Source organism: Pseudomonas sp. dw_358 (assembly GCF_018449655.1).
Classification (GTDB): Bacteria; Pseudomonadota; Gammaproteobacteria; order Pseudomonadales; family Pseudomonadaceae; genus Aquipseudomonas.
The window spans coordinates 146,022-169,829 of the sequence record NZ_JAAVUX010000011.1 but is presented as its reverse complement, the minus strand read 5'-3'; the positions used below and the strand labels follow the sequence as shown (position 1 = coordinate 169,829).

The 23,808-nt window shown below is 62.4% G+C and carries 22 protein-coding genes; 15 read left to right on the top strand and 7 right to left on the bottom strand.

What is annotated here, in order from left to right; genetic code table 11:
* Positions 1–69 precede the first annotated feature (69 nt).
* Both HB675_RS17370 and HB675_RS17365 read right to left on the bottom strand, forming a co-directional pair.
* Positions 70–1,563, bottom strand: a complete 1,494-nt coding sequence (locus HB675_RS17370) for a CoA-acylating methylmalonate-semialdehyde dehydrogenase (RefSeq protein ID WP_213879729.1) — start codon at positions 1,561–1,563, stop codon at positions 70–72.
* A 21-nt stretch (positions 1,564–1,584) separates the two neighbouring features.
* The gene (locus HB675_RS17365) at positions 1,585–2,931 is read right to left on the bottom strand and encodes an aspartate aminotransferase family protein (RefSeq protein WP_213879727.1); all 1,347 of its coding nucleotides are present in this window, start codon (positions 2,929–2,931) and stop codon (positions 1,585–1,587) included.
* Between the two features lie 107 nt (positions 2,932–3,038).
* On the opposite strand from HB675_RS17365, the gene HB675_RS17360 reads away from it, so the two are divergent.
* From HB675_RS17360 to HB675_RS17325, 8 genes are all read left to right on the top strand, one after another.
* The gene (locus HB675_RS17360; RefSeq protein ID WP_213879725.1) at positions 3,039–3,959 is read left to right on the top strand and encodes a LysR family transcriptional regulator; all 921 of its coding nucleotides are present in this window, start codon (positions 3,039–3,041) and stop codon (positions 3,957–3,959) included.
* A 137-nt stretch (positions 3,960–4,096) separates the two neighbouring features.
* Complete coding sequence (locus HB675_RS17355; protein WP_213879706.1) at positions 4,097–5,494, top strand: nucleobase:cation symporter-2 family protein; 1,398 nt, start codon at positions 4,097–4,099, stop codon at positions 5,492–5,494.
* An 87-nt stretch (positions 5,495–5,581) separates the two neighbouring features.
* Positions 5,582–6,244 carry a TetR/AcrR family transcriptional regulator gene (locus tag HB675_RS17350; protein WP_213879704.1) on the top strand — a complete coding sequence of 221 codons (663 nt, stop codon included), beginning with the start codon at positions 5,582–5,584 and terminating at the stop codon, positions 6,242–6,244.
* A gap of 26 nt (positions 6,245–6,270) precedes the next feature.
* Complete coding sequence (locus tag HB675_RS17345) at positions 6,271–6,858, top strand: YigZ family protein (protein WP_213879702.1); 588 nt, start codon at positions 6,271–6,273, stop codon at positions 6,856–6,858.
* 487 nt (positions 6,859–7,345) lie between these two features.
* Positions 7,346–8,893: an ABC transporter ATP-binding protein gene (locus tag HB675_RS17340; RefSeq protein ID WP_213879700.1), complete on the top strand. Its 1,548-nt coding sequence runs from the start codon at positions 7,346–7,348 to the stop codon at positions 8,891–8,893.
* Between the two features lie 12 nt (positions 8,894–8,905).
* Positions 8,906–10,009 (top strand): ABC transporter permease, encoded by a 1,104-nt coding sequence (locus HB675_RS17335; RefSeq protein ID WP_213879697.1) that lies wholly within the window; start codon positions 8,906–8,908, stop codon positions 10,007–10,009.
* The gene (locus tag HB675_RS17330; RefSeq protein ID WP_213879695.1) at positions 10,009–10,935 is read left to right on the top strand and encodes an ABC transporter permease; all 927 of its coding nucleotides are present in this window, start codon (positions 10,009–10,011) and stop codon (positions 10,933–10,935) included. Before HB675_RS17335 ends, HB675_RS17330 begins: the two co-directional genes overlap by 1 nt.
* A gap of 107 nt (positions 10,936–11,042) precedes the next feature.
* Positions 11,043–12,398 (top strand): 8-oxoguanine deaminase, encoded by a 1,356-nt coding sequence (locus tag HB675_RS17325; RefSeq protein ID WP_213879694.1) that lies wholly within the window; start codon positions 11,043–11,045, stop codon positions 12,396–12,398.
* On the opposite strand, the gene HB675_RS17320 is transcribed toward HB675_RS17325, so the two are convergent.
* The gene (locus tag HB675_RS17320; RefSeq protein ID WP_213879741.1) at positions 12,395–13,486 is read right to left on the bottom strand and encodes a calcium:proton antiporter; all 1,092 of its coding nucleotides are present in this window, start codon (positions 13,484–13,486) and stop codon (positions 12,395–12,397) included. The genes HB675_RS17325 and HB675_RS17320 overlap by 4 nt on opposite strands.
* A gap of 266 nt (positions 13,487–13,752) precedes the next feature.
* Here HB675_RS17320 and HB675_RS17315 point away from each other — a divergent pair, with 266 nt between their 5' ends.
* The 3 genes from HB675_RS17315 (at position 13,753) to HB675_RS17305 (ending at position 16,877) form a co-directional block, all read left to right on the top strand.
* Entirely contained in the window at positions 13,753–14,832 is a 1,080-nt protein-coding gene (locus HB675_RS17315) for a BMP family ABC transporter substrate-binding protein (protein ID WP_213879692.1), read from the top strand.
* 71 nt (positions 14,833–14,903) lie between these two features.
* On the top strand, positions 14,904–15,872 hold the full coding sequence (locus tag HB675_RS17310; RefSeq protein ID WP_213879689.1) for a 2-oxoglutarate and iron-dependent oxygenase domain-containing protein: 969 nt from the start codon (positions 14,904–14,906) through the stop codon (positions 15,870–15,872).
* Between the two features lie 54 nt (positions 15,873–15,926).
* Complete coding sequence (locus HB675_RS17305) at positions 15,927–16,877, top strand: adenosine deaminase (RefSeq protein WP_213879688.1); 951 nt, start codon at positions 15,927–15,929, stop codon at positions 16,875–16,877.
* Positions 16,878–16,898: 21 nt separating this feature from the next.
* On the opposite strand, the gene HB675_RS17300 is transcribed toward HB675_RS17305, so the two are convergent.
* The gene (locus tag HB675_RS17300) at positions 16,899–17,579 is read right to left on the bottom strand and encodes a helix-turn-helix transcriptional regulator (protein WP_213879687.1); all 681 of its coding nucleotides are present in this window, start codon (positions 17,577–17,579) and stop codon (positions 16,899–16,901) included.
* 420 nt (positions 17,580–17,999) lie between these two features.
* Between HB675_RS17300 and HB675_RS17295 the strand changes: the two genes are divergently transcribed.
* Positions 18,000–18,191, top strand: a complete 192-nt coding sequence (locus tag HB675_RS17295) for a hypothetical protein (protein WP_213879686.1) — start codon at positions 18,000–18,002, stop codon at positions 18,189–18,191.
* A gap of 2 nt (positions 18,192–18,193) precedes the next feature.
* On the opposite strand, the gene HB675_RS17290 is transcribed toward HB675_RS17295, so the two are convergent.
* Positions 18,194–19,375 (bottom strand): multidrug effflux MFS transporter, encoded by a 1,182-nt coding sequence (locus tag HB675_RS17290; RefSeq protein WP_213879685.1) that lies wholly within the window; start codon positions 19,373–19,375, stop codon positions 18,194–18,196.
* Positions 19,376–19,437: 62 nt separating this feature from the next.
* The gene (locus HB675_RS17285) at positions 19,438–19,635 is read right to left on the bottom strand and encodes a cation transporter (protein ID WP_213879684.1); all 198 of its coding nucleotides are present in this window, start codon (positions 19,633–19,635) and stop codon (positions 19,438–19,440) included.
* Positions 19,636–19,792: 157 nt separating this feature from the next.
* Here HB675_RS17285 and HB675_RS17280 point away from each other — a divergent pair, with 157 nt between their 5' ends.
* From HB675_RS17280 to cueR, 3 genes are read left to right on the top strand one after another with little or no spacing between them, the layout of a single operon-like run.
* Positions 19,793–20,179 carry a hypothetical protein gene (locus HB675_RS17280; protein ID WP_213879683.1) on the top strand — a complete coding sequence of 129 codons (387 nt, stop codon included), beginning with the start codon at positions 19,793–19,795 and terminating at the stop codon, positions 20,177–20,179.
* A 59-nt stretch (positions 20,180–20,238) separates the two neighbouring features.
* Positions 20,239–22,413, top strand: coding sequence for a heavy metal translocating P-type ATPase (locus HB675_RS17275; protein WP_213879682.1), 2,175 nt, complete (start codon positions 20,239–20,241; stop codon positions 22,411–22,413).
* Positions 22,410–22,811, top strand: a complete 402-nt coding sequence (gene cueR / locus HB675_RS17270; RefSeq protein WP_213879680.1) for a Cu(I)-responsive transcriptional regulator — start codon at positions 22,410–22,412, stop codon at positions 22,809–22,811. Before HB675_RS17275 ends, cueR begins: the two co-directional genes overlap by 4 nt.
* Position 22,812: 1 nt before the next feature.
* On the opposite strand, the gene HB675_RS17265 is transcribed toward cueR, so the two are convergent.
* The gene (locus tag HB675_RS17265) at positions 22,813–23,709 is read right to left on the bottom strand and encodes a PA4780 family RIO1-like protein kinase (protein ID WP_213879676.1); all 897 of its coding nucleotides are present in this window, start codon (positions 23,707–23,709) and stop codon (positions 22,813–22,815) included.
* Between the last annotated feature and the right edge of the window lie 99 nt (positions 23,710–23,808).

The following is a 23,808-nucleotide window of genomic DNA, read 5'->3' as shown; positions in this document are numbered from 1 at the left end:
AAATTCAAAAAACTGTCATAGGCGGCAAAAAAGCCAAAAGCAGCCCTCACGGGCTGCTTCCTGGCAGCGTTACAAGCTCGGGAAGGCGAACTGCGACGCCTCATGGCTGGCTCGTTGTGGCCAGCGCTGGGTAATTGCCTTGCGTCGGGTGTAAAAACGCACGCCATCCGGCCCATACGCATGCAGGTCGCCAAACAGAGAACGCTTCCACCCGCCGAAGCTGTGATAAGCGACTGGCACCGGCAAAGGCACGTTGACGCCGACCATGCCGACCTCGATCTCGTCGCAGAACAGACGGGCCGCTTCACCGTCACGGGTAAAGATACAGGTGCCGTTGCCGTATTCGTGATCGTTGATCAACTGCATGGCCGCTTCCAGGCTATTGACCCGGACGATGCACAGCACGGGCCCGAAAATCTCTTCTTTATAGATACGCATCTGCGGCGTCACGCGATCAAACAGGCAACCGCCCAGGAAGAACCCTTCCTCGTTGCCCGCCACACTCAAACCCCGACCATCGACCACCAGTTGCGCACCGGCACGTACGCCGTCTTCGACGTAGCCGCTAACCTTGTCCCGCGCCTGCCCGGTAACCAGTGGCCCCATGTCCAGCCCACACGTAGTACCGGCGCCGATCTTCAGCGACTGGATCTGCGGAACCAGTTTGGCCACCAGGGCATCGGCGACCTGGTCACCCACACAAACTGCCACCGAAATCGCCATGCAGCGCTCACCGCAGGAACCGTAAGCGGCCCCCATCAAGGCGCTCACCGCATTGTCGAGATCGGCATCGGGCATCAGCACCGCATGGTTCTTCGCCCCGCCGAGGGCCTGGACACGTTTGCCACGTGCCGCGCCCTCCTTATAGATGTATTCGGCAATCGGCGTAGAGCCGACAAAGCTCAGCGCCTTGACCGCAGGTGCCTCGATCAGCGCATCCACCGCCAACTTGTCGCCATGCACAACGTTCAGCACACCGGGCGGCAACCCGGCTTCCTGTAGCAACTGGGCTATATAAAGAGTGGAGCTGGGATCTCGCTCCGACGGCTTGAGGATGAAGCAGTTGCCGCACACGATCGCCAAGGGGTACATCCACAGGGGCACCATGGCCGGGAAGTTGAACGGCGTGATACCGGCCACCACGCCCAGCGGCTGAAAGTCGGACCAGGCATCGATGTTCGGCCCGACGTTGCGGCTGTACTCACCCTTGAGGATTTCGGGAGCCGCGCAAGCAAACTCGACGTTTTCAATGCCACGCTTCAATTCGCCAGCCGCATCTTCAAGGGTTTTGCCATGCTCCTCGCTGATCATCTGCGAGATTTTCTCTTCGTTCTGCTCCAGCAATTGCTTGAAGCGGAACATCACCTGGGCGCGTTTGGCTGCTGGCGTCTTGCGCCAGGCGGGGAAAGCCTTCTTCGCTGAATCAATGGCCAGTTGCACAGTGTCGCGGGTGGCCAGCGAGACCTGATGGATAACCTGCCCGGTGGATGGGTTGAACACGTCGGCCGTACGGTCGCCGCCGTTGACCATTTCGCCGTGGATCAGGTGTTGAATAGTGCTCATGCAGAAAAATCCTCTTAGAATTCAATCGACCTGGTTCAGCGCTTCGCCCACGGCATCGAACAGGCGTTCAAGATCCTGCGGCTGGGCGTTGAAGGTCGGGCCGAACTGCAAGGTATCGCCACCAAAACGCACGTAGAAACCCGCCTTCCATAACTTCATCGACACCTCGTAGGGACGCACGATGGCATCGCCATCGCGGGCGGCCAGCTGGATAGCACCCGCCAGGCCGAAGTTGCGGATGTCGACGATATTCTTCGCACCCTTGACACCATGCAGCACCTGCTCGAAATGCGGCGCCAGCTCGGCCGCACGCTGGACCAGGTTTTCCTTTTGCAGTAGATCCAGCGCCGCCAGGCCGGCCGCGCACGCCACCGGATGGGCGGAGTAGGTGTAACCGTGGGGGAACTCCACGGCATAATCCGGCGTGGCCTGGTTCATGAAGGTCTGGTAGATCTCGCTGCTGGCCACCACGGCGCCCATCGGGATCGCACCGTTGGTGACCTGCTTGGCGATGCACATCAAGTCCGGGGTCACGCCGAAAGTATCGGCGCCGAACATCGAGCCGGTGCGACCAAACCCGGTGATCACTTCATCGAAGATCAGCAGGATGTTGTGCTGGTCGCAGATTTCGCGCAGGCGCTTGAGGTAACCCTTGGGCGGCGGCAGCACGCCAGCGGAGCCGGCCATAGGCTCGACGATCAACGCGGCGATGTTGGAGGCATCGTGCAACTCGATCAGTTTGAGCATCTCGTCTGCCAGGGCAATCCCGCCCTCCTCCGGCGAACCCTTGGAATAGGCATTGCCCGGCAGCAAGGTGTGCGGCAAATGATCCACATCCATCAACTGACCGAACATCTTGCGGTTGCCGTTCACCCCACCCAGGCTGGTGCCGGCAATGTTCACCCCGTGATAACCACGGGCGCGGCCGATCAGCTTGGTCTTGGTCGCCTGACCCTTGAGGCGCCAGTAGGCGCGGACCATTTTCACGGCGGTGTCGGCGCACTCCGAACCGGAGTTGGTATAGAAGACGTGATTGAGGCTGCCCGGTGTCAGCTCGGTGATTTTTTCTGCCAGCTGAAACGACAGCGGATGGCCATATTGAAAGGCCGGCGAATAGTCCAGCACGCCCAGTTGGCGCGACACCGCTTCCTGAATTTCCTTGCGTGTGTGCCCGGCGCCGCAGGTCCACAAGCCCGATAGGCTGTCGTAGATTTGCCGGCCCTGATCGTCGGTCAGGTAGCTGCCCTGCGCGGCGACGATGATCCGCGGGTCACGCTGGAAGCTGCGGTTAGCGGTATAGGGCATCCAGTGAGCGTCCAGCTTGAGTTGGCTGGTGATTCCGGCCGGGGCGTTTTCGGGCATGTTCATGTCAATCCCTCAAGAGTGGTGACAGCGTCGGTTGCAGCTAAATTGTCATGGAGATAAAGTCTGGAAAATCCTGCTTTTTCGATCCTTAGTCAGGCGCCTACTAAACAATGAGCCGTAGACCCGATCCGCTTGCCCAAGTCAGCGACTTCGACATCCGCCTATTGAAGATCTACCGCAGCGTAGTCGAGTGCGGGGGCTTTTCCGCCGCCGAGAACGTGCTGGGTATCGGCCGCTCGGCCATCAGTCAGCAGATGAGCGACCTGGAACAGCGCCTGGGCTTGCGCCTGTGCCAGCGGGGACGCGCGGGCTTCTCCCTGACTGAAGAGGGTCGCGAGGTCTACCACTGCGCGTTGCAATTGCTGGGGGCCCTGGAAAACTTTCGCACCGAGGTCAACGGCCTGCACCAGCACCTGCGTGGTGAACTGAACATCGGCCTGACCGACAACCTGGTGACCCTGCCGCACATGCGCATCACCCACGCCCTGGCCCAGTTGAAAGACCGCGGCCCGGACGTGCGCATCCAGATCCGCATGATCGCCCCCAGCCAGGTCGAGCAAGGCGTACTCGACGGCAGCTTGCACGTGGGCGTGGTGCCCGCCGCCAGTCCGCTATCCGGCCTGGAATACCAGCCGCTCTACAGCGAACGCTCGCTGCTCTACTGCGCCGTAGGCCATCCGCTGTTTTACGCCGAGGACCGGCAGATCGACGACAAGCGGCTCAATAGCCAGGACGCCATTGCCCCTACTTTTCGCCTGCCGGTGGACATTCAGGCGCGCTATCAGGCCCTCAATTGCACCGCCAGCGCTTCGGACCGCGAGGGCATGGCCTTTCTGATCCTGACCGGCCGCTACATCGGCTACCTGCCTGATCACTACGCCACGTTCTGGGTACAACAGGGCCGTCTGCGGGCTCTCAAGGCCACCGAGCGTTTTTACGACTTGAGTCTGTCCTGGGTCACGCGCAAGGGCCGGCGCCCCCATTTGGTGCTGGAAAGCTTCCTGGACAGCCTGGCGAGCACGCCAGATTGATGACCGATACGTCACTGAAAATTTTAACTGACTGTTTTAAAAAGATTTAGAGGACACAACACACAGAGTAACTGATCACTTGGACAGCTTTTTGCAATGGTTTCGACATCTGCCATCCAGACTGCACCGAGACAGCCATGCAACCAGAGCCCTCAACCAACAACGATCTGATCTACGGCCTCAACGACCGGCCAGCACCCATGGCTGCCCTCCTGGCCGCCCTGCAACATGTGCTGGCCAGTTTCGTCGGCATCATCACCCCGCCCCTGATCATCGGCTCCGCCCTGGGCCTGGGCGCTCATATGCCTTACCTCATCAGTATGGCGCTGATGGTGTCGGGTGTCGGTACCTTCATTCAGGCACGACGGCCGTTCGGCATCGGCGCCGGCATGATCTGCCTGCAAGGCACCAGCTTCGCTTTCCTCGGTGCCGTGCTTTCCGCCGGCTTCATGGTCAAAGCCCGGGGCGGCAGCCCGGAAGACATCATGGCCATGGTCTTCGGTGTGTGCTTCTTTGGCGGCCTGGTGCAGATCGTGCTCAGCCGTTTCATTGGTCAGTTACGCCGTGTCATCACGCCGCTGGTGACCGGCATCGTCATCACCCTGATCGGGATCAGCCTGATCAAGGTCGGGGTCACCGACCTGGGCGGCGGCTTCGGGGCTGCAGACTTCGGTGCACCCACCAACCTCGGCCTGGGCGCCTTCGTGCTGGTGGTGATCATCCTGCTTAACCGCTCGAACACCCCTTGGATACGCTTGTCAGCCATCATCATAGGCCTGGCGCTCGGCAGCATTGCCGCCTGGTTCAGTGGCAAGCTAGTGCCCCAGGCACTGCCTGCGCTTCCCCTGCTCAGCCTGCCCGTGCCTTTCAAGTTCGGCTTCGCCTTCGACTGGACCGCCTTTCTGCCGGTGGCCTTGATCTACTTGATCAGCACCATCGAAACCGTGGGTGACCTCACCGCCAACTGCATGCTGTCCCGCGAGCCCATCCGTGGCCCGAGCTACATAGCCCGGCTCAAGGGCGGTGTGTTGGGTGACGGGGTCAGTTGCATGATCGCCGCAACCTTCAGTGCCTTCCCTAACACCACCTTCGCCCAGAACAACGGGGTGATTCAGCTCACCGGTGTGGCCAGCCGCTACGTGGGCCTATACATCGGCGCGCTACTGTTTCTGCTCGGGCTGGTGCCGGCGATTGGCGCGGTGCTGCAACAGATCCCGAAACCGGTACTCGGCGGCGCCACCCTGGTGATGTTCGGCAGTGTCGCCGCAGCCGGCGTGCGCATTCTGGCGCAGACCTCACTGGACCGGCGCAACATGTTGATCATCGCCACCTCGTTCGGCGTGGGCCTGGGCATTGCCGCCCAGCCGGAACTGCTGCACCTGTTGCCCAAGCTGGTGCAGAACCTGTTCGACTCCGCCATTACCAGTGGCGGCCTGACCGCCCTGGCCCTTAACCTCATCCTGCCGCAGCCTCGGGAAAGCTCGACCACCGATGGGCAGGGCCTGGAAACTGCCGCGAGCGAAACCCACGGTTGATAGTTTTTTGCGACAACCCTTGTGAGATCGTTATGGGTGCGTTATGAACGCACATGTCGCGCCCACACGATCCGCTCGGAACTGCTTATGACCCTTGAAGTCCCCGCCCACAGCATCACGTCAGCCGGAAAACCGGCCAGCCGCATCCGCCAGAAGAATGAGGAAACCATCATTCAGGCGGCAGAAGATGAGTTCGCACGCCATGGTTTCAAGGGCACCAGCATGAACACCATCGCGGTCAAGGCCGGGTTGCCCAAGGCCAACCTGCACTACTATTTCACCAACAAGCTGGGCCTGTACGTGGCGGTGTTGAGCAATATCATCGAACTGTGGGACAGCACCTTCAACAACCTCGACGCCAACGACGACCCTGCCGAAGCGCTGACCCGCTACATCCGCGCCAAGATGGAGTTCTCTCGGCGCCAGCCACAAGCCTCGCGAATTTTTGCCATGGAAATCATCAGCGGCGGCGAATGCCTCAGCGAATATTTCAGCCAGGATTACCGACTGTGGTTCTCCGGTCGCGCCCAGGTTTTCCAGGACTGGATCGAGGCGGGCAAGATGGACCCCGTCGATCCCGTGCACCTGATTTTCCTGCTGTGGGGCAGCACCCAGCATTACGCCGATTTCGCCACCCAGATCTGCCGGGTCACGGGCCGCAGCCGCCTGACCAAACAGGACTTCGAAACGGCAGGCGACAACCTCATTCGCATCATCCTCAAAGGTTGCGGGCTGACACCCCCCCTGTGAAATCACTGCCAGCGGACCGCGCCTGAATGCCTTTTACTTTGCTCGGCCCCCGCGAATTTCATGAAGAGATTCGCAGGAGTCGCTTCCTCACCTTGGCCGCCCCTATTGCCTCGGCAGCCGAAGCCCAAGCCTTTATCGACCAGCACAGCGACCTGAACGCCAGCCACAATTGCTGGGCGTGGAAATGCGGCCAACAGTACCGCAGCAGCGATGATGGCGAGCCTGGCGGGACAGCGGGCCGGCCGATTCTGGCGGCTATCGAGGCTCAGGAATGCGATCAGGTCGTGGTGCTGGTGATTCGCTGGTACGGCGGCATCCAGTTGGGCACCGGCGGCCTGGCCCGAGCCTATGGCGGTGGGGCGGCAAAATGCTTGCAGAACGCGGAAAGGACACCGCTTGTTCAACGCGTTCAGGTCGCCTGCCACTGCCTTTTTTCAGAGTTCCAACCGGTCAAACAACGTCTTGTCGAACTGGCCGCCGTTATTGAACAGGAAACCTTCCTTGCCGACGGTGTCGAGCTGCTGATCGCTGTGGAAGCGGAGAAAATCCAGGCGTTGAAGCAGCAACTGGCGGACCTGTCCCGGGGCCGGATCAGGCTGCAGACCCACGCATGAGTTGCCCACGGTAACTGTGCAGCTGCCTGTGGATAAGCTTTGTGTACAACGCTGCAACGCAGTCAGGACGGGGCCTTCAGGCGTTTGTGCACTATTTGATCAATTGTTCACCCACAGGCCGAAAGTGTCCGACAATCAGCGGCTTGGCGCCTGTAATCGCTCCTAGAAACTAACGTCTCGCTGCTTATACCTGCTTTTTTGGCTTGCACACATTTACTGTGGGCGAAACTGTGGATAACCCGTGCACGTGTAGCTGCACAGTAGAGGGAGTCCCGCTTCGCAGCCTTTGGTTGTTTTTTGAGCGTTTTTTTTGGTGCGGACTGCCCCGTTTCGGCGCCGGAAACGGCGGGAGCGTTCGCCGCCCGCGAAAGGGCCGATACTCTCTTGGCAGGCTCGATACGCTTCCACAGAGGCACGACAACAAAAGTTGACCTTCTGGCCAGGTTATTGCTTTACCCAGCGCAGTCCCCTGATGACCGAGCCCGTCATGACCGCACCCGTTTCCTCAAAGCGCCTGCAATTACGCCAGATCAGCAAGCGCTATCCCGGTTGCCTGGCCAACGACGCCATAGACCTGAGCATCGACACCGGGGAAATTCATGCCCTGCTTGGGGAAAACGGCGCGGGCAAAAGCACTCTGATGAAGATCATCTACGGGGTGACCCAAGCGGACAGCGGCGAGATCCTCTGGCACGGCGAAAGGGTGCGCATGCGCAACCCGGCACAAGCTCGCGGCCATGGCATCGGCATGGTCTTCCAGCATTTTTCGCTGTTCGAAACCCTCACCGTCGCACAGAACATTGCCCTGGCCATGGGGCCCGGACAGACACCCGGCCAACTGGCCCCGAAAATCCGCGAAGTGTCCGAACGCTACGGCATGAGCGTCGAGCCCCAGCGCCTGGTCCACAGCCTGTCCATCGGGGAACGACAGCGGGTGGAAATCATTCGCTGCCTGATGCAGGACATCCGTCTGCTGATCCTCGATGAGCCGACCTCGGTACTCACGCCACAAGAAGCCGATGAGCTGTTCGTGACATTGCGCCGTCTGGCCAGCGAGGGTTGCAGCATCCTGTTCATCAGCCACAAGCTGGCTGAAGTGCGTGCGCTCTGCCACACCGCCACGGTGCTGCGGGGTGGGCGTGTGTCAGGCCATTGCCGGCCCGCCGAATGCAGCGACCTGCAATTGGCGCGGTTGATGGTGGGTGATGCCGAGGGCCTGGTGGCGCAGTACGAAAAGGCCACGGGCAGCGCGGACTTTCTCAGCGTGCGTCAGCTGTCATGGCCCAACCCCGACCCGTTCGGCTGCTCGCTGCGGGAGATTGACCTGAGTGTGCGCAGCGGCGAGATCGTCGGTATTGCCGGGGTGGCCGGCAATGGCCAGGAGGCATTACTGGCCCTGCTCAGCGGCGAGCAGACGTTGAGCGCCAGCGCCGCCCACGGCATTCGCTTCGGCGACCAGAGCGTCGGCCAGCTGCGCCCTGACGCACGACGCGCTCTGGGGTTGGCCTTCGTCCCGGCCGAGCGCCTGGGTCATGGCGCGGTGCCGGAATTGAGCCTGGCAGACAATGCCCTCCTGACGTCCTTTCAACAGGGCCTGGTCAGCCACGGCCTGATCCAGCGCAGCAAGGTCCGCGCACTGGCCGACGAAATCATTCGCCGGTTCGCAGTCAAGACCCCCGATGCCCTGAGCCCGGCCCGCAGCCTGTCCGGTGGCAACTTGCAGAAATTCATTCTGGGCCGGGAAATCCTGCAACAGCCACGCCTGCTGGTGGCGGCCCACCCGACCTGGGGTGTGGACGTGGGCGCCGCGGCCACCATTCATCGCGCCTTGATTGCCCTGCGTGATGCGGGCGCAGCGATCCTGGTGATTTCCGAAGACCTCGATGAACTGTTCCAGATCTGCGACCGCCTCGGTGCCCTCAGTGGCGGTCGGCTGAGTGCCTTGAAAGCCACCGCGCAGACCGATCAGGTCGAGCTGGGCGGCTGGATGGCCGGTCGCTTCGACACCGCCGCCCCTACCCTTGCACCCCAATAATGGAGCCCTGCGATGCTGCTTTCTCTCGAACCCCGCGGCCAGCAATCTCGCACCATGCTGTGGTTCTCGCCGCTGCTGGCAGCGGTATTGACCCTGTGCTGTGGCTCGCTGCTGTTCATTGCCCTGGGCCAGGACCCGCTGATCACCCTGCACACCTTGTTGATCAAACCGGTCAGCGACCTCTACGGCCTCTCCGAACTGCTGGTCAAGGCGACGCCGATCCTGCTGTGCGCACTCGGTTTGGCGGTGGCGTATCAGGCGCGCATCTGGAACATCGGTGCCGAGGGTCAGCTGCTTATCGGCGCTCTGGCCGGGAGCGCCCTGGCAGTCAACATCCTCGACCTGCAAAGCCACTGGGCGCTGATCATGGTGCTGATCACCGGGACTTTGGGCGGCGCCCTTTGGGCCGGCCTGACGGCGTGGCTGCGTACCCACTTCAACGCCAATGAAATCCTCACCAGCATCATGCTCAACTATGTCGCCCTGAACCTGTTGCTGTACTTCGTGCACGGCCCGCTGAAAGACCCGGCCGGCTTCAACTTTCCGGAGTCGGCCATGTTCGGCGACTCGGCACGTTTGCCTTTGCTGTTCGAAGACGGGCGCGCTCACATCGGCGCGTACTTCGCCTTGCTCGCCCTGGTAGCCGTGTGGGTGCTGTTGCAGCGCAGCTTTATCGGCTTCCAGATCAAGGTGTTGGGCCTGGACAAGCGCGCCGCCGTTTCCGTGGGTTTTCGGGAAAAGCGCCTGGTCTGGCTAGCGCTGTCGATCAGCGGCGCCCTTGCCGGTCTGGCTGGGGTCTGCGAAGTCACCGGGCCCATCGGCCAACTGGTGCCGCAGGTCAGCCCGGGGTATGGCTACGCTGCCATCACCGTGGCCTTTCTCGGGCGCTTGAACCCAATAGGTATCCTCTTCTCCAGCTTGCTGATGGCGCTGCTCTATCTGGGTGGCGAGAGCGCCCAAATGGACCTGAACCTGCCCCAGGCCATCACCCAATTGTTTCAGGGCATGATGCTGTTCTTCCTGCTGGCCTGTGACGTGCTGATCCTCTACCGCCCGCGCCTGAAACGGCGCTGGGCTCGTCGCCGCGATGCGGTGGCCACCGTAGGAGCCTTGTGATGGATATCGACCTGCTGAGCAATATTTTCTACGCCATGGTGCGCACCGGCACGCCCTTGTTGCTGGTGGCGATGGGCGAACTGATCTGCGAAAAAAGCGGCGTCCTCAACCTCGGCCAGGAAGGCATGATGCTGTTCGGCGCAGTGATCGGCTTTATCGTCGCCTTCAGCACCGGCAACCTCTGGCTGGGGGTGCTGCTGGCCATGCTTGGGGGCATGTTGCTCTCCTCCCTGTTTGCCGTGGTGGCCTTGCTGTTCAACGCCAACCAGGTGGCCACCGGTCTGGCCTTGACCATCTTTGGCGTAGGCCTGTCGACCTTCGTCGGCGCGGCCTGGGTCGGCAAGCCGCTGCTGGGTTTCGAGCCGGTCATGATCCCGTGGCTCAGTGGCCTGCCGCTGATCGGGCGCATGCTCTTTGGCCAGGATCTGCTGGTGTACCTGTCGTTTGTTCTTTTCGCGCTGGTGGCCTGGGTGCTGCTCAAGAGCCGACTGGGGCTGATCATCCAGGCTGTCGGCGAAAACCCCGAAGCGGCCAGCGCCATGGGCCTGCCGGTGCTGCGAGTGCGGACCCTGGCAGTGTTGTTCGGCGGTGCCATGGCGGGGCTGGCCGGGGCTTATCTGTCGCTGGCCTACACGCCCATGTGGGCCGAGAACATGAGCGCCGGCCGCGGCTGGATCGCCCTGGCCCTGGTGGTGTTTGCCAGCTGGCGAGTCTGGCGGCTGCTGCTGGGGGCCTACCTGTTCGGGCTCGCGAGCATTCTGCACCTGGTAGCACAGGGCATCGGCCTGGCGATCCCGTCCAACCTGTTGGCCATGCTCCCCTACGTGGCGACCATCGTGGTGCTGGTGTTGCTGTCCCGTGATGCCCTGCGTACCCGCCTGTATGCCCCAGTGTCATTAGGACAGCCTTGGCAGCCAGGCAATTGATTAGGTAGAGTACGTGGCGCGCCGTTCCGATCGGCGCCCCCTGGATCAGCAGACAGGGCAAAACTGAGCTGGCTAACCTGAACACACTGTCAGAGGAGCCGGCCACCATGCCCGCGATCCGTACCTGGTTGAAAAATCCCCTTGCCATCTTCACGGCCAACGATCTCGATGCACGAGGCGGGCTGGTGATTGCCGATGGCGTAATCGAGCAAGTCCTGGCCTTGGGCGAGCCACCTGCGCAACCCTGCGATCAGGTGTTCGATGCACGCGAGCACGTCGTACTGCCCGGCCTGATCAACACCCATCATCACTTCTATCAGACCCTGACCCGCGCCTGGGCGCCGGTGGTCAATCAACCGCTGTTTCCGTGGCTCAAGACCCTCTATCCGATATGGGCGCGGCTGACCCCGGTAAAACTGGCATTGGCCAGCAAGGTGGCCCTGGCCGAATTGCTGCTGTCGGGCTGCACCACCGCAGCCGACCATCATTACTTGTTTCCGGACGGTCTGGAAAATGCCATCGACGTGCAGGTCGAAGCCGTGGGCGAACTGGGCATGCGCGCCATGTTGACCCGTGGCTCCATGACCCTGGGCGAAGCCGACGGCGGCCTGCCGCCGCAACAGACCGTGCAGCAAGGCGAAGTGATACTCGAAGACAGCCAGCGCTTGATCGAGCGCTATCACCAGCGTGGCGACGGCGCCCATATCCAGATTGCCCTGGCGCCGTGTTCGCCGTTTTCCGTGACCCCGGAAATCATGCGCGCCTCGGCCGACATGGCCGAACGCTTCGACGTGCGCCTGCACACTCACCTGGCCGAAACCCTGGATGAAGAAGACTTCTGCCTGCAGCGCTTCGGCCTGCGCACGGTGGATTACCTGGACAGTGTCGGCTGGCTCGGCCCGCGCACCTGGCTGGCCCATGGCATTCACTTCAACCCGGACGAAATCGCCCGACTCGGCGCGGCGCGAACCGGGATCTGCCATTGCCCCAGCTCGAACATGCGCCTGGCCTCCGGCATCTGTCCGACCCTGGAACTGACCGCCGCCGGGGCGCCGCTGGGCATCGGCGTGGACGGCTCGGCCTCCAACGACGGCTCGAACATGATCCTCGAAGTGCGTCAGGCGCTGTACCTGCAACGCCTGCGGTACGGCGCCGAAAAGATCACCCCGGACTTGGTCCTGGGCTGGGCCACCCGCGGCTCGGCGGCGTTGCTGGGGCGCAGTGATGTCGGTGAACTGGCCGTGGGCAAACAGGCCGACCTGGCGCTGTTCAAACTCGACGAACTGCGCTTCTCCGGCAGCCATGACCCCTTGTCGGCGCTGCTGCTATGTGGAGCCGACCGCGCCGATCGCGTAATGATCGGTGGGCGCTGGCGTGTGGTCGATGGCCAGATCGAAGGGCTGGATGTGCGCCAGTTGATCGCCGATCACCGCCAGGCGGCCAAGCAACTGATTGCCGGTTAAAGCCCCAGCAGCGACAGCATGATGAAGGTGGCAAACAGCACAAAGTGAGTCATCCCTTCGATGGCGTTGGTTTCGCCATCGTTGAGGTTGATCGCCGACACCAGCAGGGTGATGAACATCATCACCGTCTGCACCGGGGTCATCGCCATTTGAAAGGGCTGGCCACTGTACAAGGCCATGGCTTCCATCACCGGCACAGTCAGGATGACGGTGGACAGCGAAGCCCCGAGGGCGACATTGACCACCGATTGCATGCGGTTGGCCAAGGCTGCGCGCAACGCGGTGAGTATTTCCGGTGCGGCGGAAATCGCCGCCACCAGAATTGCCGCCAGCACCGGCGGGGCGCCGCTGCCTTCCAGACCCATGTCGACGGTCTTGGACATCACCTCGGCCAACGCGCCGATCACCACCAGGCCGAACACCAGGGTCGCGATGGACTGCACCCGGCTGGTCTGCGGCTCGGCCACTTCAGTGACGGGCTTGGGTTTACGTTTCTGTGGATAGCTGTAGCTGAAAAAATAACTGTGGGGCCCGACCTGCATGCGCAAGAACAGGGTATACAGCAACAGCATCGCGCCGATGGTGAACGCCGAATAGATCTTCCAGTCCCCTTGGGGAATGAACTCCGGCACCACCATGGACACGCCCATGGCGGTGAGGATCATCACGCTGTAGGTGCGGGCCGAATCGTCGTTGTAGGCCTGCTCGCCGTGCTTGATCCCGCCCATCAACGCCGCCAGGCCGAGGATGCCGTTGATGTCCAGCATCACCGCCGAGTAGATGGTGTCGCGCACCAGGGTCGGCGAGGGTTCGTTGTTCATCATGATGGCCAGGATCACCACTTCCACCAGCACCGCCGACAGGGTGAGGATCATGGTGCCGTAAGGGTCACCGACCTGTTCCGCCAGCAACTCGGCATGGTGGGCCACCCGCATCGACGCGCAGATGATGGCCGCCACCAGCACCCCGCCGGCGATCAACGCCACTGAGTGGCCATGGCCCAGCAACTGCGGCTCGAGCGGATAAGCCAGACAGGTCATGACAATGGCCAGCAGCAGGAACTTCTCTTCTTTTAAGGTGTTGAGCATGGAGGGCCTGGTGAAGTTCGAGGGGGTGGCGATGATGTAGAGACAGGCCACGGCAGGGAAACGTTCTCTTGTGAGGTTCAATGTCGCCCCTCGCACCAGGAAATCGCATCTGCCCTTTTGGCTGCACCGCAACCTGACGCTATTTTCATCTTGGGCGACGGGTCGCTCAGACAAACCTGTGACCTGTCCTGTTGGTCAGTTTTTTGCATCGCCCTGCCCCGCATCCTGCAACTCATTATTCGAAAAACAACCGGAGCTTGTGATTCATGCAAAAACGCCCATTCAAGAAAATCTTCGGGACACTGGTCGCGGCCATCGGTCTGGCGAGCACCCTGGCCAGCAGTGCGGCGCCGCTGAAGGTCGGCTTCGTCTACGTCGGGCCAATCGGCGACCACGGCTGGACCTATCAGCACGAGCAAGGCCGCAAGGCGCTGGAAGCGCAGATGGGCGACAAGATCACCACCCGCTACGTGGAAAACGTCGCTGAAGGCGCGGATGCCGAGCGGGTCATCCGGGACATGGCCAAAGACAAGTACGACCTGATTTTCACCACGTCCTTCGGTTACATGAACCCCACAGTGAAAGTCGCCAAGCAGTTTCCCAAGGTGATCTTCGAGCATGCCACCGGCTACAAGCAGGACAAGAACCTGGGAACCTACCTGGCCCGCACCTATGAAGGCCGTTACGTCGGCGGCTTTCTCGCGGCCAAGATGACCAAGACCAAGAAGATCGGCTACGTCGCGTCGTTCCCGATTCCCGAAGTCATCCGTGACATCAACGCCATTCAACTGGCCCTGAACAAGTACAACCCCGGCACCGAGATGAAAGTGGTCTGGGTCAACTCCTGGTTCGACCCGGGCAAAGAGGCCGATGCCGCCAACGCGCTGGTGGACCAGGGCGTGGACGTGATCTTCCAGCACACCGACAGCCCGGCCCCGATTCAGACCGCCGAGCGCCGTGGCGTCTACGCCGTGGGTTACGCGTCGGACATGGCGCACTTCGGGCCCAAGTCCGTGTTGACCTCGATCGTCAATAACTGGGCTCCGCACTACATTGCCAGCACCCAGGCAGTGCTAGACGGCACTTGGAAGTCTCAGGATTACTGGGGCGGTCTGAACGACGGCACCGTCGAGCTACCGATCAGCAACGTGGTGCCTGCGGACGTCAAGGCCGAGGCCGAGACGCTGATCGCCAGCATCAAGAGCGGTGAATTCAAACCGTTCACCGGACCGATCAAGGATCAGGCAGGGGTCGAAAAAATCCCGGCTGGCAGCAACGCGACCAACGCCGAACTGGCATCGATGAACTACTACGTCGAAGGCATCACCGCACAGATGCCGAAATAAGCCAGCACCTGGGGCGCCGCAGGATCAATCACCTGCGGCGCGACAGCCGAATCGCCAAGGATGCACCGCCCATGAACGCCTTACCGATCATCGACATCGGCCCGTTGTACCAGAGCGATCCGCAAGCCGCGCAGCAAGTAGCAGGCGCTATCGACGCAGCCTGTCGGCAGTGGGGATTTTTCTATATCAAGGGCCACCCCATCAGCGCCGCGCGCATCGAGGCACTGAATGCAGCCGCCAAGACTTTTTTTGCCTTGCCACTGGCGCGCAAGCTCGACATCGACATAACCCGCAGCCTGCACCACCGAGGCTACGGCGCGATTGCCACCGAACAACTGGACCCCACCCTGCCCAGCGACCTGAAGGAAACCTTCGACATGGGCCTGCATCTGCCCGCCGACCATCCGGAGGTCGTCGTGAGCAAGCCGTTGCGCGGACCCAATCGTCATCCCGACTTGCCGGGCTGGGAAGCGCTGATGCAAGCGCATTATCTGGATATGCAGGCGCTGGCCCAGACCCTGCTCAGGGCCATGACCGGCGCCCTGGGTGTGCCGCAGACCTTCTTTGACGAGCGCTTCGAGCAGCCGGTCAGTGTCTTTCGCATGATCCACTACCCACCCCGACACACCGCCACGTCCGAAACCCAACGGGGTGCTGGTGCACACACCGATTATGGCTGCATCACCCTCCTCTATCAGGACGGCGTGGGCGGCCTGCAAGTGCGCAATGTCGACGGCCAGTGGATTGACGCCCCGCCGATCGAAGGCACCTTCGTGGTCAACCTCGGTGACATGATGGCGCGATGGAGCAACGACCTGTATGTGTCGACGCCCCACCGGGTTATCAGCCCGTCAGGGGTGGATCGCTATTCCATGCCGTTTTTCGCCGAGCCGCACCCGGACACTGCGATCCAGTGCCTACCCGGTTGTCAGGACCCGGAGCACCCACCTTTGTACCCGCCGACCACCTGCGCTGATTTTCTGTTGTCACGCTTTGCCGATACCTATGCTTACCGACGACAAGGCGAACCGTCGAACTGATCTGCCGGTCAGCTTCCTGTAGAATGCCGCGCTTGCACCTGAAGAGAAAAGACTATGTACGATTGGCTCAACGCGCTGCCCAAGGCAGAACTGCACATGCACCTGGAGGGCTCGCTGGAGCCCGAATTGCTGTTCGCCCTGGCCGAACGCAACAAGATCGCCCTGCCCTGGGCCGACGTCGAAGGGTTGCGCAGCGCTTACGCCTTCAATAATTTGCAGGAGTTCCTCGACCTGTACTATCAGGGCGCCGACGTGCTGCGCACCGAGCAGGACTTCTATGACCTGACCTGGGCCTACCTGCAGCGCTGCAAGGCGCAGAACGTGATCCACACCGAGCCCTTCTTCGACCCCCAGACCCACACCGACCGCGGCATCCCCTTCGAAGTGGTCATGACCGGCATCAGCCAGGCGCTCAAGGATGGCAAACAGCAACTGGACATCGGCAGCGGCCTGATCCTCAGCTTCCTGCGCCACCTGAGCGAAGAAGAAGCGCAGAAGACCCTCGACCAGGCCCTGCCGTTTCGCGATGCCTTTGTCGCCGTGGGCCTGGACAGCTCCGAAGTCGGCCACCCGCCGAGCAAGTTCGTGCGGGTGTTCGACCGTGCTCGCGCAGAGGGCCTGTTGACCGTGGCCCACGCCGGTGAGGAAGGGCCGCCGGAATACATCTGGGAAGCCCTGGACCTGCTCAAGATCCAGCGGATCGATCACGGCGTGCGGGCCATCGAAGATGAACGGCTGATGCAACGCATCATCGACGAACAGATCCCGCTGACAGTCTGCCCGCTGTCCAACACCAAGCTGTGCGTGTTCGACCACATGAGCCAGCACAACATTCTCGATATGCTCGAGCGCGGTGTGAAAGTGACGGTCAACTCTGACGATCCGGCCTATTTCGGCGGCTACGTCACAGAAAACTTCCATGCGCTGTACACCGACCTGGGGATGACTCAAGACCAGGCCCGACGCCTGGCCCAGAACAGCCTGGACGCACGCCTGGTGCGTTGACCCCGCCGCGAGACGGCGGCCCTAGCGCCCCAGGCGGCCGATCTCTCGCAGCCCGATGTCGGTGACACGCAGTACATGGCTGGATTCCGTACTGCGCAGCCAGCCCGACTGCTGGAACAGTGTCATCAGACTCGCACCCAGCGCGCCCCCAAGGTGCGGGCGGCCCTCGCTCCAGTCGCTGCACTGGCACATGCTCTGCCGCTGACGGGTCGCCAAGGCGTCGATGAAGATCCCGCGCCGGGCAAATCCGGCAGCCCCCAGGGGCGTCACGATCAGGTTGTTGTCAATCCGCTCCAGCCAGCCTCCCGCCAGCAACTGTTGATACAGATCGGTGGCCAACTCGCCGCCAAGGTGGTCCGAGCAGAGGCGGGCTCGACGCAATGACAAGGACGCGCCTGGCTGAGCAGGAACCGAAGCGGGCGAGTGTCCGGCACTGACACAGGCGAGCGCTTCCACGGCCCTGCCCACTTCGGGAGCGGCCAGGCGAAAGAAGCGTTTGCGACCCCGGGCCTCCAATGTCAACAAGCCCCCGGAAGACAGACGCGACAAGTGTGCACTGGCCGACGAAGGACTCAGGCCGGCCAGGCGCGCCAGATCATCGGCACCCCGTGCGGTGCCGTCGATCAACGCCCAGATCATGGCACTGCGCTTAGGGTCGGCCAGCAACGTGGCGATCTGACTGATGCTCGGTATGTACTGCATGGATTCACTCCCTGTTGAACGCTTGCATCGACAAGACAGGCATCAGTATATGGCTGAGCAAACGGTTTGCTTCGCTGGGTCGCGGAGGTTTTCACAAGCCCATGCGGCGCTACGCCAACCCTCGGCTTTTTTCACCACACGGAAATCGTGCCGAAGGAAAGCGGCGATCTGCTGCGGCCCCCACGGCCAAGGCTTCGAGAGCATGGGACGAAAAAAACAAGTGCGTGTCGCCAGGGCTATTGCCTACACGAACGGTGCTGGAAAGCTACACCGCCGCGCATTGGAGAATTTGATTCAAGGGTTTTCCAAGGCAGGGTCTGACCCAAAGACGACCGTTGATCGCCTGGAAAAATACGGTCCTGCGTTTTTTCGATCCGCAGCTAGACTGGGTCACATTTGCCCACTCCGAGGAAGTGCCCGATGAAAATCGCCATCACCGAATCCAAAACCTTCGCCGGCAAGAACAGCCGCTACCCGTGGCAAGTCCGGATGGACCAGCACGTGGTTTCATTCCGCAGCGAAGCGCAGGCCTGCGCCTTCGTGGAGACCTTGCAGGCGCGGCTGCGAGCGCCCCATGCGCTGCCGGTACGCAACCGACAACGCAGCGCCTGATATCAGCCTTGGGCGCGGTGCACCCTGCGCGCTGTCAGCACACCGATAATGACCGCCAGCAGCGCGCAGGTGGTCATGACCAGCGCCATAGGGTGCGCTGTGCCGTCGTAGAGCACCCCCACCAGGCTGGCGGCACCGGCCGCGACGCTGAACTGGATGCAACCGAGCAAGGCCGACGCACTGCCCGCGTGACGGCCCTGGCCGCTCATGGCGCAGGCCGAAGCGTTGGGGATAATGCAGCCCAGGCTGGCGATGCAGACAAACAGCGGGATCAACAGTGGCCATAGCTGTGCGGTGTGCAGCGCCACGACGCCCAGCAGCACGGCCCCGGCCGCGAGATAGACGAACAGTGCCTTGCCCAGCAGCCAGGCAGGCCCACGCCTGGCCAACAGCCGCGCATTGATCTGGGCCACGATGATGAAACCGGCGGCATTGCTCCCGAACAGCCAGCCGTAGTGCTCGGCCGGCACGCCATAGAGCTTGATGAACACGAACGGTGAACCCGCCACGTAGGCAAACATGCCCGCCATGGCGATGGCGCCGGTCAGCGCATAGCCCAGAAAGGTGGGGTGCACCAACAAGCGGCCGTAGCGCCCGATAGCCCCGCTCAAGGGTTGCCGGGGGTGGCTGGCAGGCAGGCTTTCCGGCAGCCCGAGAATCACGCAAACCAGAGCGCCAGCGCTGAACAACGTCAGCGAAGCAAAGATCCAGCGCCAGCCCAGGGTGTTGACCAGCAGACCACCCAACATGGGCGCCAATATCGGCGCCAGGCCCATGACCAGCATCAGTTGCGAGAACACCTTGGCCGAACCCACGGCATCGCATTTATCGCTGACGATGGCCCGCGACAACACCATGCCGGCGCAACCGCCCAGGGCCTGGATAAACCGCGCGGCAATCAACCACTCCAGGCTTGGCGCGAACGCACAGGCCAGGGACGCCACGCTGAACAGTGTGACCCCGACCAGCAACGGCACGCGGCGACCAAAGCGGTCGGCAATCGGACCGTAGATCAACTGGCCAATGGACAAGCCGAGGAAATACACGGCCAGCGTGATCTGCACATGCTGTTCGTCTGTACCGAAGGCCTGGGCAATGGCGGAAAAACCCGGCAAGTAGTAATCAATCGCCAGCGGGCCGAAGGCGCTCAGCGCCCCCAGGATCAGAATGGTACGAAGGTTCATCGGGTATCCAGGCGACAGCAGATAGGAAAACCGCCGAGTTTACCTGTGCAGCGTGACCGGCGTCATGCCCGATGCGCCGCGTAGCCCTCGCCTTCGATCAGTTCGATCAAGGCCTGCGCCGCCAACGTCGAGTCCACCGCCACTCGCCCGCCGGCCAGTTCGACCTCGACCCGAGCCTGGGGATCGGCCTCGGTGATCGCCGAGGTAATGGCCCGTACACAGTGTCCGCACGTCATGCCTTGCACCTTGAATTCCTGCATGATGACTCGCTCCTGAACATGGAAAAATGCACAATCGACCTTACCATCGGGTCAAGGTCAAGTTTTACCCACTTCGGCCGGGCTGGAAATCATCACGCACCTCGGCCAAGCTGAAGTGTGTTGCACCCTTCATCCCCCACTGAGCAGGAGATTAACCATGCGCTGGTCAGCATTGTGCCTTGCAGCCATTTTAGGCCTGGCCGGCATCGTTCCCGGGGCGGGCGCCGAGGACAGGCAGGATTACGGCATTCTGATCATTTCCCGGGAACGCCTGGAGGTGGCCAGCAGTTGCGAGATCGGCATCTATCTTCAAGGTCAGCTCATCGGTCGGCTGTTCCAGGAGCAATCCGCCTCGTTCAACCTGCCGCCGGGCAAGAGCTCGATCCGCTTGAGCTACCTGCCTGGACAGGCACCGGGCTGCTCGCCGGGCATGCAGGAACCGGCCGACACCGAGGTCACGCTGCGGGCCGGGGACATTCAGAAGTACCGGATTGCGGTCAGCACCGCCGGGCTGTACCTCAAGCCCGCCCCTGTGACTTATTGAGCTTGACCTTGCCAAGGGGTGAAGGTTGAAACTAGGGGCTAATTTGAAGAGGTTGCCCCATGCAAAAGCTTCCCAGCCTGGACCTGTCCATTGACGGCATGACCTGCGCCAACTGCGCTGGGAGGGTGGAGCGAGCGCTGAAAAAAGTCCCTGGTGTCATGCAGGCCAGCGTCAACCTGGCCAGCGAGCGGGTCCACGTGCAGCTCAGCGCGCCACAACCGACCGAGGCCCTGATCGCCGCCATCGAACGGGCCGGTTACGGGGCCACTCTGACGCTGCAGGCCGACACTCAAGTGCGCAAGAGCCATCATGATCGCCTCAGCCTGACGCTTGCACTGCTGCTGGCCGTGCCGTTGCTGGTGCCGATGCTGCTGCAAGCCTTTGGGGTGCACTGGATGTGGCCAGCGTGGGTTGAACTGGCCCTGGCGACCCCGGTGCAGTTCGTGATCGGCGCTCGCTTCTACAGCGCCGCCTGGCGCGCGTTGCGCACGCTGGATGGCAACATGGACCTGCTGGTGGTCGTGGGCACGACCAGCGCTTATGGCCTGAGTCTCTACCTGTGGCTGACCCGTGCCCACCCGCCCCATCTTTATTTTGAAGCCTCGGCCATGGTGATCGCGCTGGTGCTTTTGGGTAAATACCTCGAGACCCGGGCCCGGCAGCAGACCACTCGCGCACTGCGCGACCTGCAAGGCCTGGCCGGTGACGAAGCGCTGCGCGAGGCCGATGGGCAGCTTGAGACCGTGGCCATCAAGGCCCTGCGGCTTGGGGACATATTGGTGGTCAAGCCGGGCGCGCGCTTCGCCGCCGACGGCGAGATCATCGAGGGTCGCAGCCACGCCAACGAGGCGTTGATCAGCGGCGAGTCGTTGCCAGTGCCCAAACAGCCCGGCGACCGGGTGACCGGCGGCGCGCTGAACGGCGAGGGCCGGTTGCGTGTCAAGGTCCTGGCCTTGGGCAGCGAAACCACCCTGGCGCGGATCGTCCGACTGGTGGAGGACGCTCAGGCGGAAAAACCGCCAATCCAGCAACTGGTGGATCGCGTCAGCCGGGTGTTCGTGCCGGTGGTACTGGCCTTGGCCCTGCTGACCTTGTTCGGCTGGCTGCTGGCCGGTGCCGCTGCGCAAGTGGCGATCATCAATGCCGTGTCGGTACTGGTTATCGCCTGTCCATGCGCGCTGGGTCTGGCCACGCCGGTTGCCATCATGGCAGGCACCGGCGCGGCGGCGCGCCATGGGATTCTGATCAAGGACAGCCATGTCCTCGAACACGCGCGAGCCGTGGACTGCGTCGTGTTCGACAAGACCGGCACCCTGACCTTGGGCGCACCCCAAGTGGTTCACCTTGAAGCCGTGGGCAGCGAAGACTCGCTGGTGCGGCTGGCCGGCGCCCTGCAGCAAGGCAGCGAGCACCCGCTGGCACGCGCCGTGTCCAGCCTGTGCCAGCGTCGAGGCTTGTCCGTGCCCGCCGTCAGCCACAGCCAGGCGCTGGCCGGGCGCGGTATTGCCGGGCAGGTCGAGTCGCAGGCGTTGGCGCTGGGCAATCGCCGCTTGCTGGAAGAGCACGGACTGGCCGCTGGCCGCTCGGCTGACGCCTGGGAGGCTGACGGCTACAGCGTTTCCTGGTTGATCGAAACCGGGCCGCAGGCGCGCGTCTTAGGTCGACTCGCCTTTGGTGACGACCTTCGCCACGGCGCCAGGCAAGCCGTGGCGCAGTTGTCAAGCCGGGCCATCGCTTGCCACCTGCTGACAGGCGACAACGCTGGCAGCGCCGCGAAGGTGGCCACGGCCGCGGGGATCGATCAGGTTCACGCTCAGGTTTTGCCGGAAGGCAAGGCCGCAGTCATCAACGCGCTGAAACGCGAGCACGTGGTCGCCATGGTCGGCGATGGCATCAACGATGCCCCCGCGCTGGCCAGCGCCGACCTGGGTCTGGCCATGGCCAGCGGCACCGACGTGGCCATGCAGACAGCCGGTATCACCTTGATGCGCAGCGATCCGCAACTGGTGCCGGCCGCATTGGATATCTGTCGCCTTACCTACGGGAAGATTCGCCAGAACCTGTTCTGGGCATTTTTCTACAACCTTGTGGGCATACCGCTCGCCGCCGCCGGTTGGCTCAGCCCGGTACTGGCCGGTTGTGCCATGGCACTCTCCAGTGTCAGCGTGGTGCTTAATGCCCTGTGGCTGAACCGCTGGCAACCCGCCCACCTTCTGCCTCGAGGAAAGCCATGAACATCGGCCAGGCGGCCCGCAAGAGTGGGCTCAGCGCAAAAATGATTCGCTATTACGAATCCATCGGACTGCTGGCAGCTGCTCACCGCAGTGACAGCGGCTACCGCCTCTATCAGCCTGAAGACCTGCATACGCTGGCCTTCATCAAGCGTTCGCGAGACCTGGGGTTTTCCCTGGAGGAAGTCGCGCGGCTGCTGGCCCTGTGGCAGGACCGCAGCCGCGCCAGCGCCGACGTCAAGGCGCTGGCCGGGCAGCACGTGGCCGACCTTGACCGGCGCATCGAGGAGCTCAAGACCTTGCGCGATACCCTGCAGCACCTGATCGGCCATTGCCACGGTGACGACCGGCCGGACTGTCCGATTCTGATGAACCTGGCATCCGGCGTCGGCTGTCACTGAGTCACTGCATCCAGGGCGGCGGCGGTGGCTCGTCGGACTTGCCCGGCGGGCTGTCGTCGGCTTCCCGCGCGGCCCGGCGACGAGCGTCATCCAGGCGCGCTGCTTCGATCTCGCGCATGACCCCACCCACATCGGCTTCGACCTCTTCTTCGGCGAACTCGCCAGTCAGGACGCTGGCCGGGTGCAGGCTGCCGGCTTCGTACAACGCCCACATCTCCTTCGCATAGCGCGTGTGCTTGAGCTCCGGGGCGAACTGGCCGAAATAACTGGCCATGTTGCCGACATCACGCTCCAGCATGCTGAAGGCATGGTTGTTGGCCGCCGCATCCACAGCCTGAGGCAGGTCGATAATGACCGGGCCAGCCGGCGACAACAGCACGTTGAACTCGGACAGGTCGCCGTGCACCAGTCCGGTGCACAACATCAGCACGATCTGGCGAATCAGAAACTCGTGATATTCCCGCGCCTGATCCGGTTCCAGCGAGACGTCGTTGAGCCGTGGCGCGGCGTCACCGTATTCGTCGCAGACCATCTCCATGAGCAGCACGCCTTCGAGAAAGTCGAAGGGCTTGGGCACGCGCACCCCGGCACCGGCCAGGCGAAACAGCGCGGCAACTTCGGCGTTCTGCCAGGACTCCTCGGCCTCTTTACGGCCGAACTTGGAGCCCTTGGCCATAGCCCGGGCCTGCCGACTGTTGCGGACCTTGCGGCCCTCCTGGTACTCCGCCGCCTGACGAAAACTTCGTTTGTTCGCCTCCTTGTAGACCTTGGCGCAGCGCAGCTCATTGCCGCAACGTACCACATAGACAGCTGCCTCTTTACCACTCATGAGTGGGCGCAGCACCTCGTCCACCAGACCGTCTTCGATCAGGGGCTCAATGCGTTTTGGAGTCTTCATCAGCTTTTATTCTGGGTCCTTCGTGGCCAAACACGCGAATTCAGCATGCATCCTCTCATAGCGAGAGACGATTGCCGACCATTGGCGACGTACAGATGC

Bases quoted from the DNA above. Each gene is read 5' to 3' on its own strand.
- HB675_RS17340 (WP_213879700.1), top strand. From the start codon at position 7,346: ATGACCGCACCCGTTTCCTCAAAGCGCCTGCAATTACGCCAGATCAGC.
- HB675_RS17300 (WP_213879687.1), bottom strand. From the start codon at position 17,579: ATGCAGTACATACCGAGCATCAGTCAGATCGCCACGTTGCTGGCCGAC.
- HB675_RS17365 (WP_213879727.1), bottom strand. From the start codon at position 2,931: ATGAACATGCCCGAAAACGCCCCGGCCGGAATCACCAGCCAACTCAAG.
- HB675_RS17285 (WP_213879684.1), bottom strand. From the start codon at position 19,635: ATGCAGGAATTCAAGGTGCAAGGCATGACGTGCGGACACTGTGTACGG.
- HB675_RS17310 (WP_213879689.1), top strand. From the start codon at position 14,904: ATGAACGCCTTACCGATCATCGACATCGGCCCGTTGTACCAGAGCGAT.
- HB675_RS17345 (WP_213879702.1), top strand. From the start codon at position 6,271: ATGCCTTTTACTTTGCTCGGCCCCCGCGAATTTCATGAAGAGATTCGC.
- HB675_RS17280 (WP_213879683.1), top strand. From the start codon at position 19,793: ATGCGCTGGTCAGCATTGTGCCTTGCAGCCATTTTAGGCCTGGCCGGC.
- HB675_RS17305 (WP_213879688.1), top strand. From the start codon at position 15,927: ATGTACGATTGGCTCAACGCGCTGCCCAAGGCAGAACTGCACATGCAC.
- HB675_RS17355 (WP_213879706.1), top strand. From the start codon at position 4,097: ATGCAACCAGAGCCCTCAACCAACAACGATCTGATCTACGGCCTCAAC.
- HB675_RS17360 (WP_213879725.1), top strand. From the start codon at position 3,039: ATGAGCCGTAGACCCGATCCGCTTGCCCAAGTCAGCGACTTCGACATC.
- HB675_RS17295 (WP_213879686.1), top strand. From the start codon at position 18,000: ATGAAAATCGCCATCACCGAATCCAAAACCTTCGCCGGCAAGAACAGC.
- HB675_RS17275 (WP_213879682.1), top strand. From the start codon at position 20,239: ATGCAAAAGCTTCCCAGCCTGGACCTGTCCATTGACGGCATGACCTGC.
- HB675_RS17335 (WP_213879697.1), top strand. From the start codon at position 8,906: ATGCTGCTTTCTCTCGAACCCCGCGGCCAGCAATCTCGCACCATGCTG.
- HB675_RS17320 (WP_213879741.1), bottom strand. From the start codon at position 13,486: ATGCTCAACACCTTAAAAGAAGAGAAGTTCCTGCTGCTGGCCATTGTC.
- cueR (WP_213879680.1), top strand. From the start codon at position 22,410: ATGAACATCGGCCAGGCGGCCCGCAAGAGTGGGCTCAGCGCAAAAATG.
- HB675_RS17325 (WP_213879694.1), top strand. From the start codon at position 11,043: ATGCCCGCGATCCGTACCTGGTTGAAAAATCCCCTTGCCATCTTCACG.
- HB675_RS17330 (WP_213879695.1), top strand. From the start codon at position 10,009: ATGGATATCGACCTGCTGAGCAATATTTTCTACGCCATGGTGCGCACC.
- HB675_RS17290 (WP_213879685.1), bottom strand. From the start codon at position 19,375: ATGAACCTTCGTACCATTCTGATCCTGGGGGCGCTGAGCGCCTTCGGC.
- HB675_RS17265 (WP_213879676.1), bottom strand. From the start codon at position 23,709: ATGAAGACTCCAAAACGCATTGAGCCCCTGATCGAAGACGGTCTGGTG.
- HB675_RS17370 (WP_213879729.1), bottom strand. From the start codon at position 1,563: ATGAGCACTATTCAACACCTGATCCACGGCGAAATGGTCAACGGCGGC.
- HB675_RS17315 (WP_213879692.1), top strand. From the start codon at position 13,753: ATGCAAAAACGCCCATTCAAGAAAATCTTCGGGACACTGGTCGCGGCC.
- HB675_RS17350 (WP_213879704.1), top strand. From the start codon at position 5,582: ATGACCCTTGAAGTCCCCGCCCACAGCATCACGTCAGCCGGAAAACCG.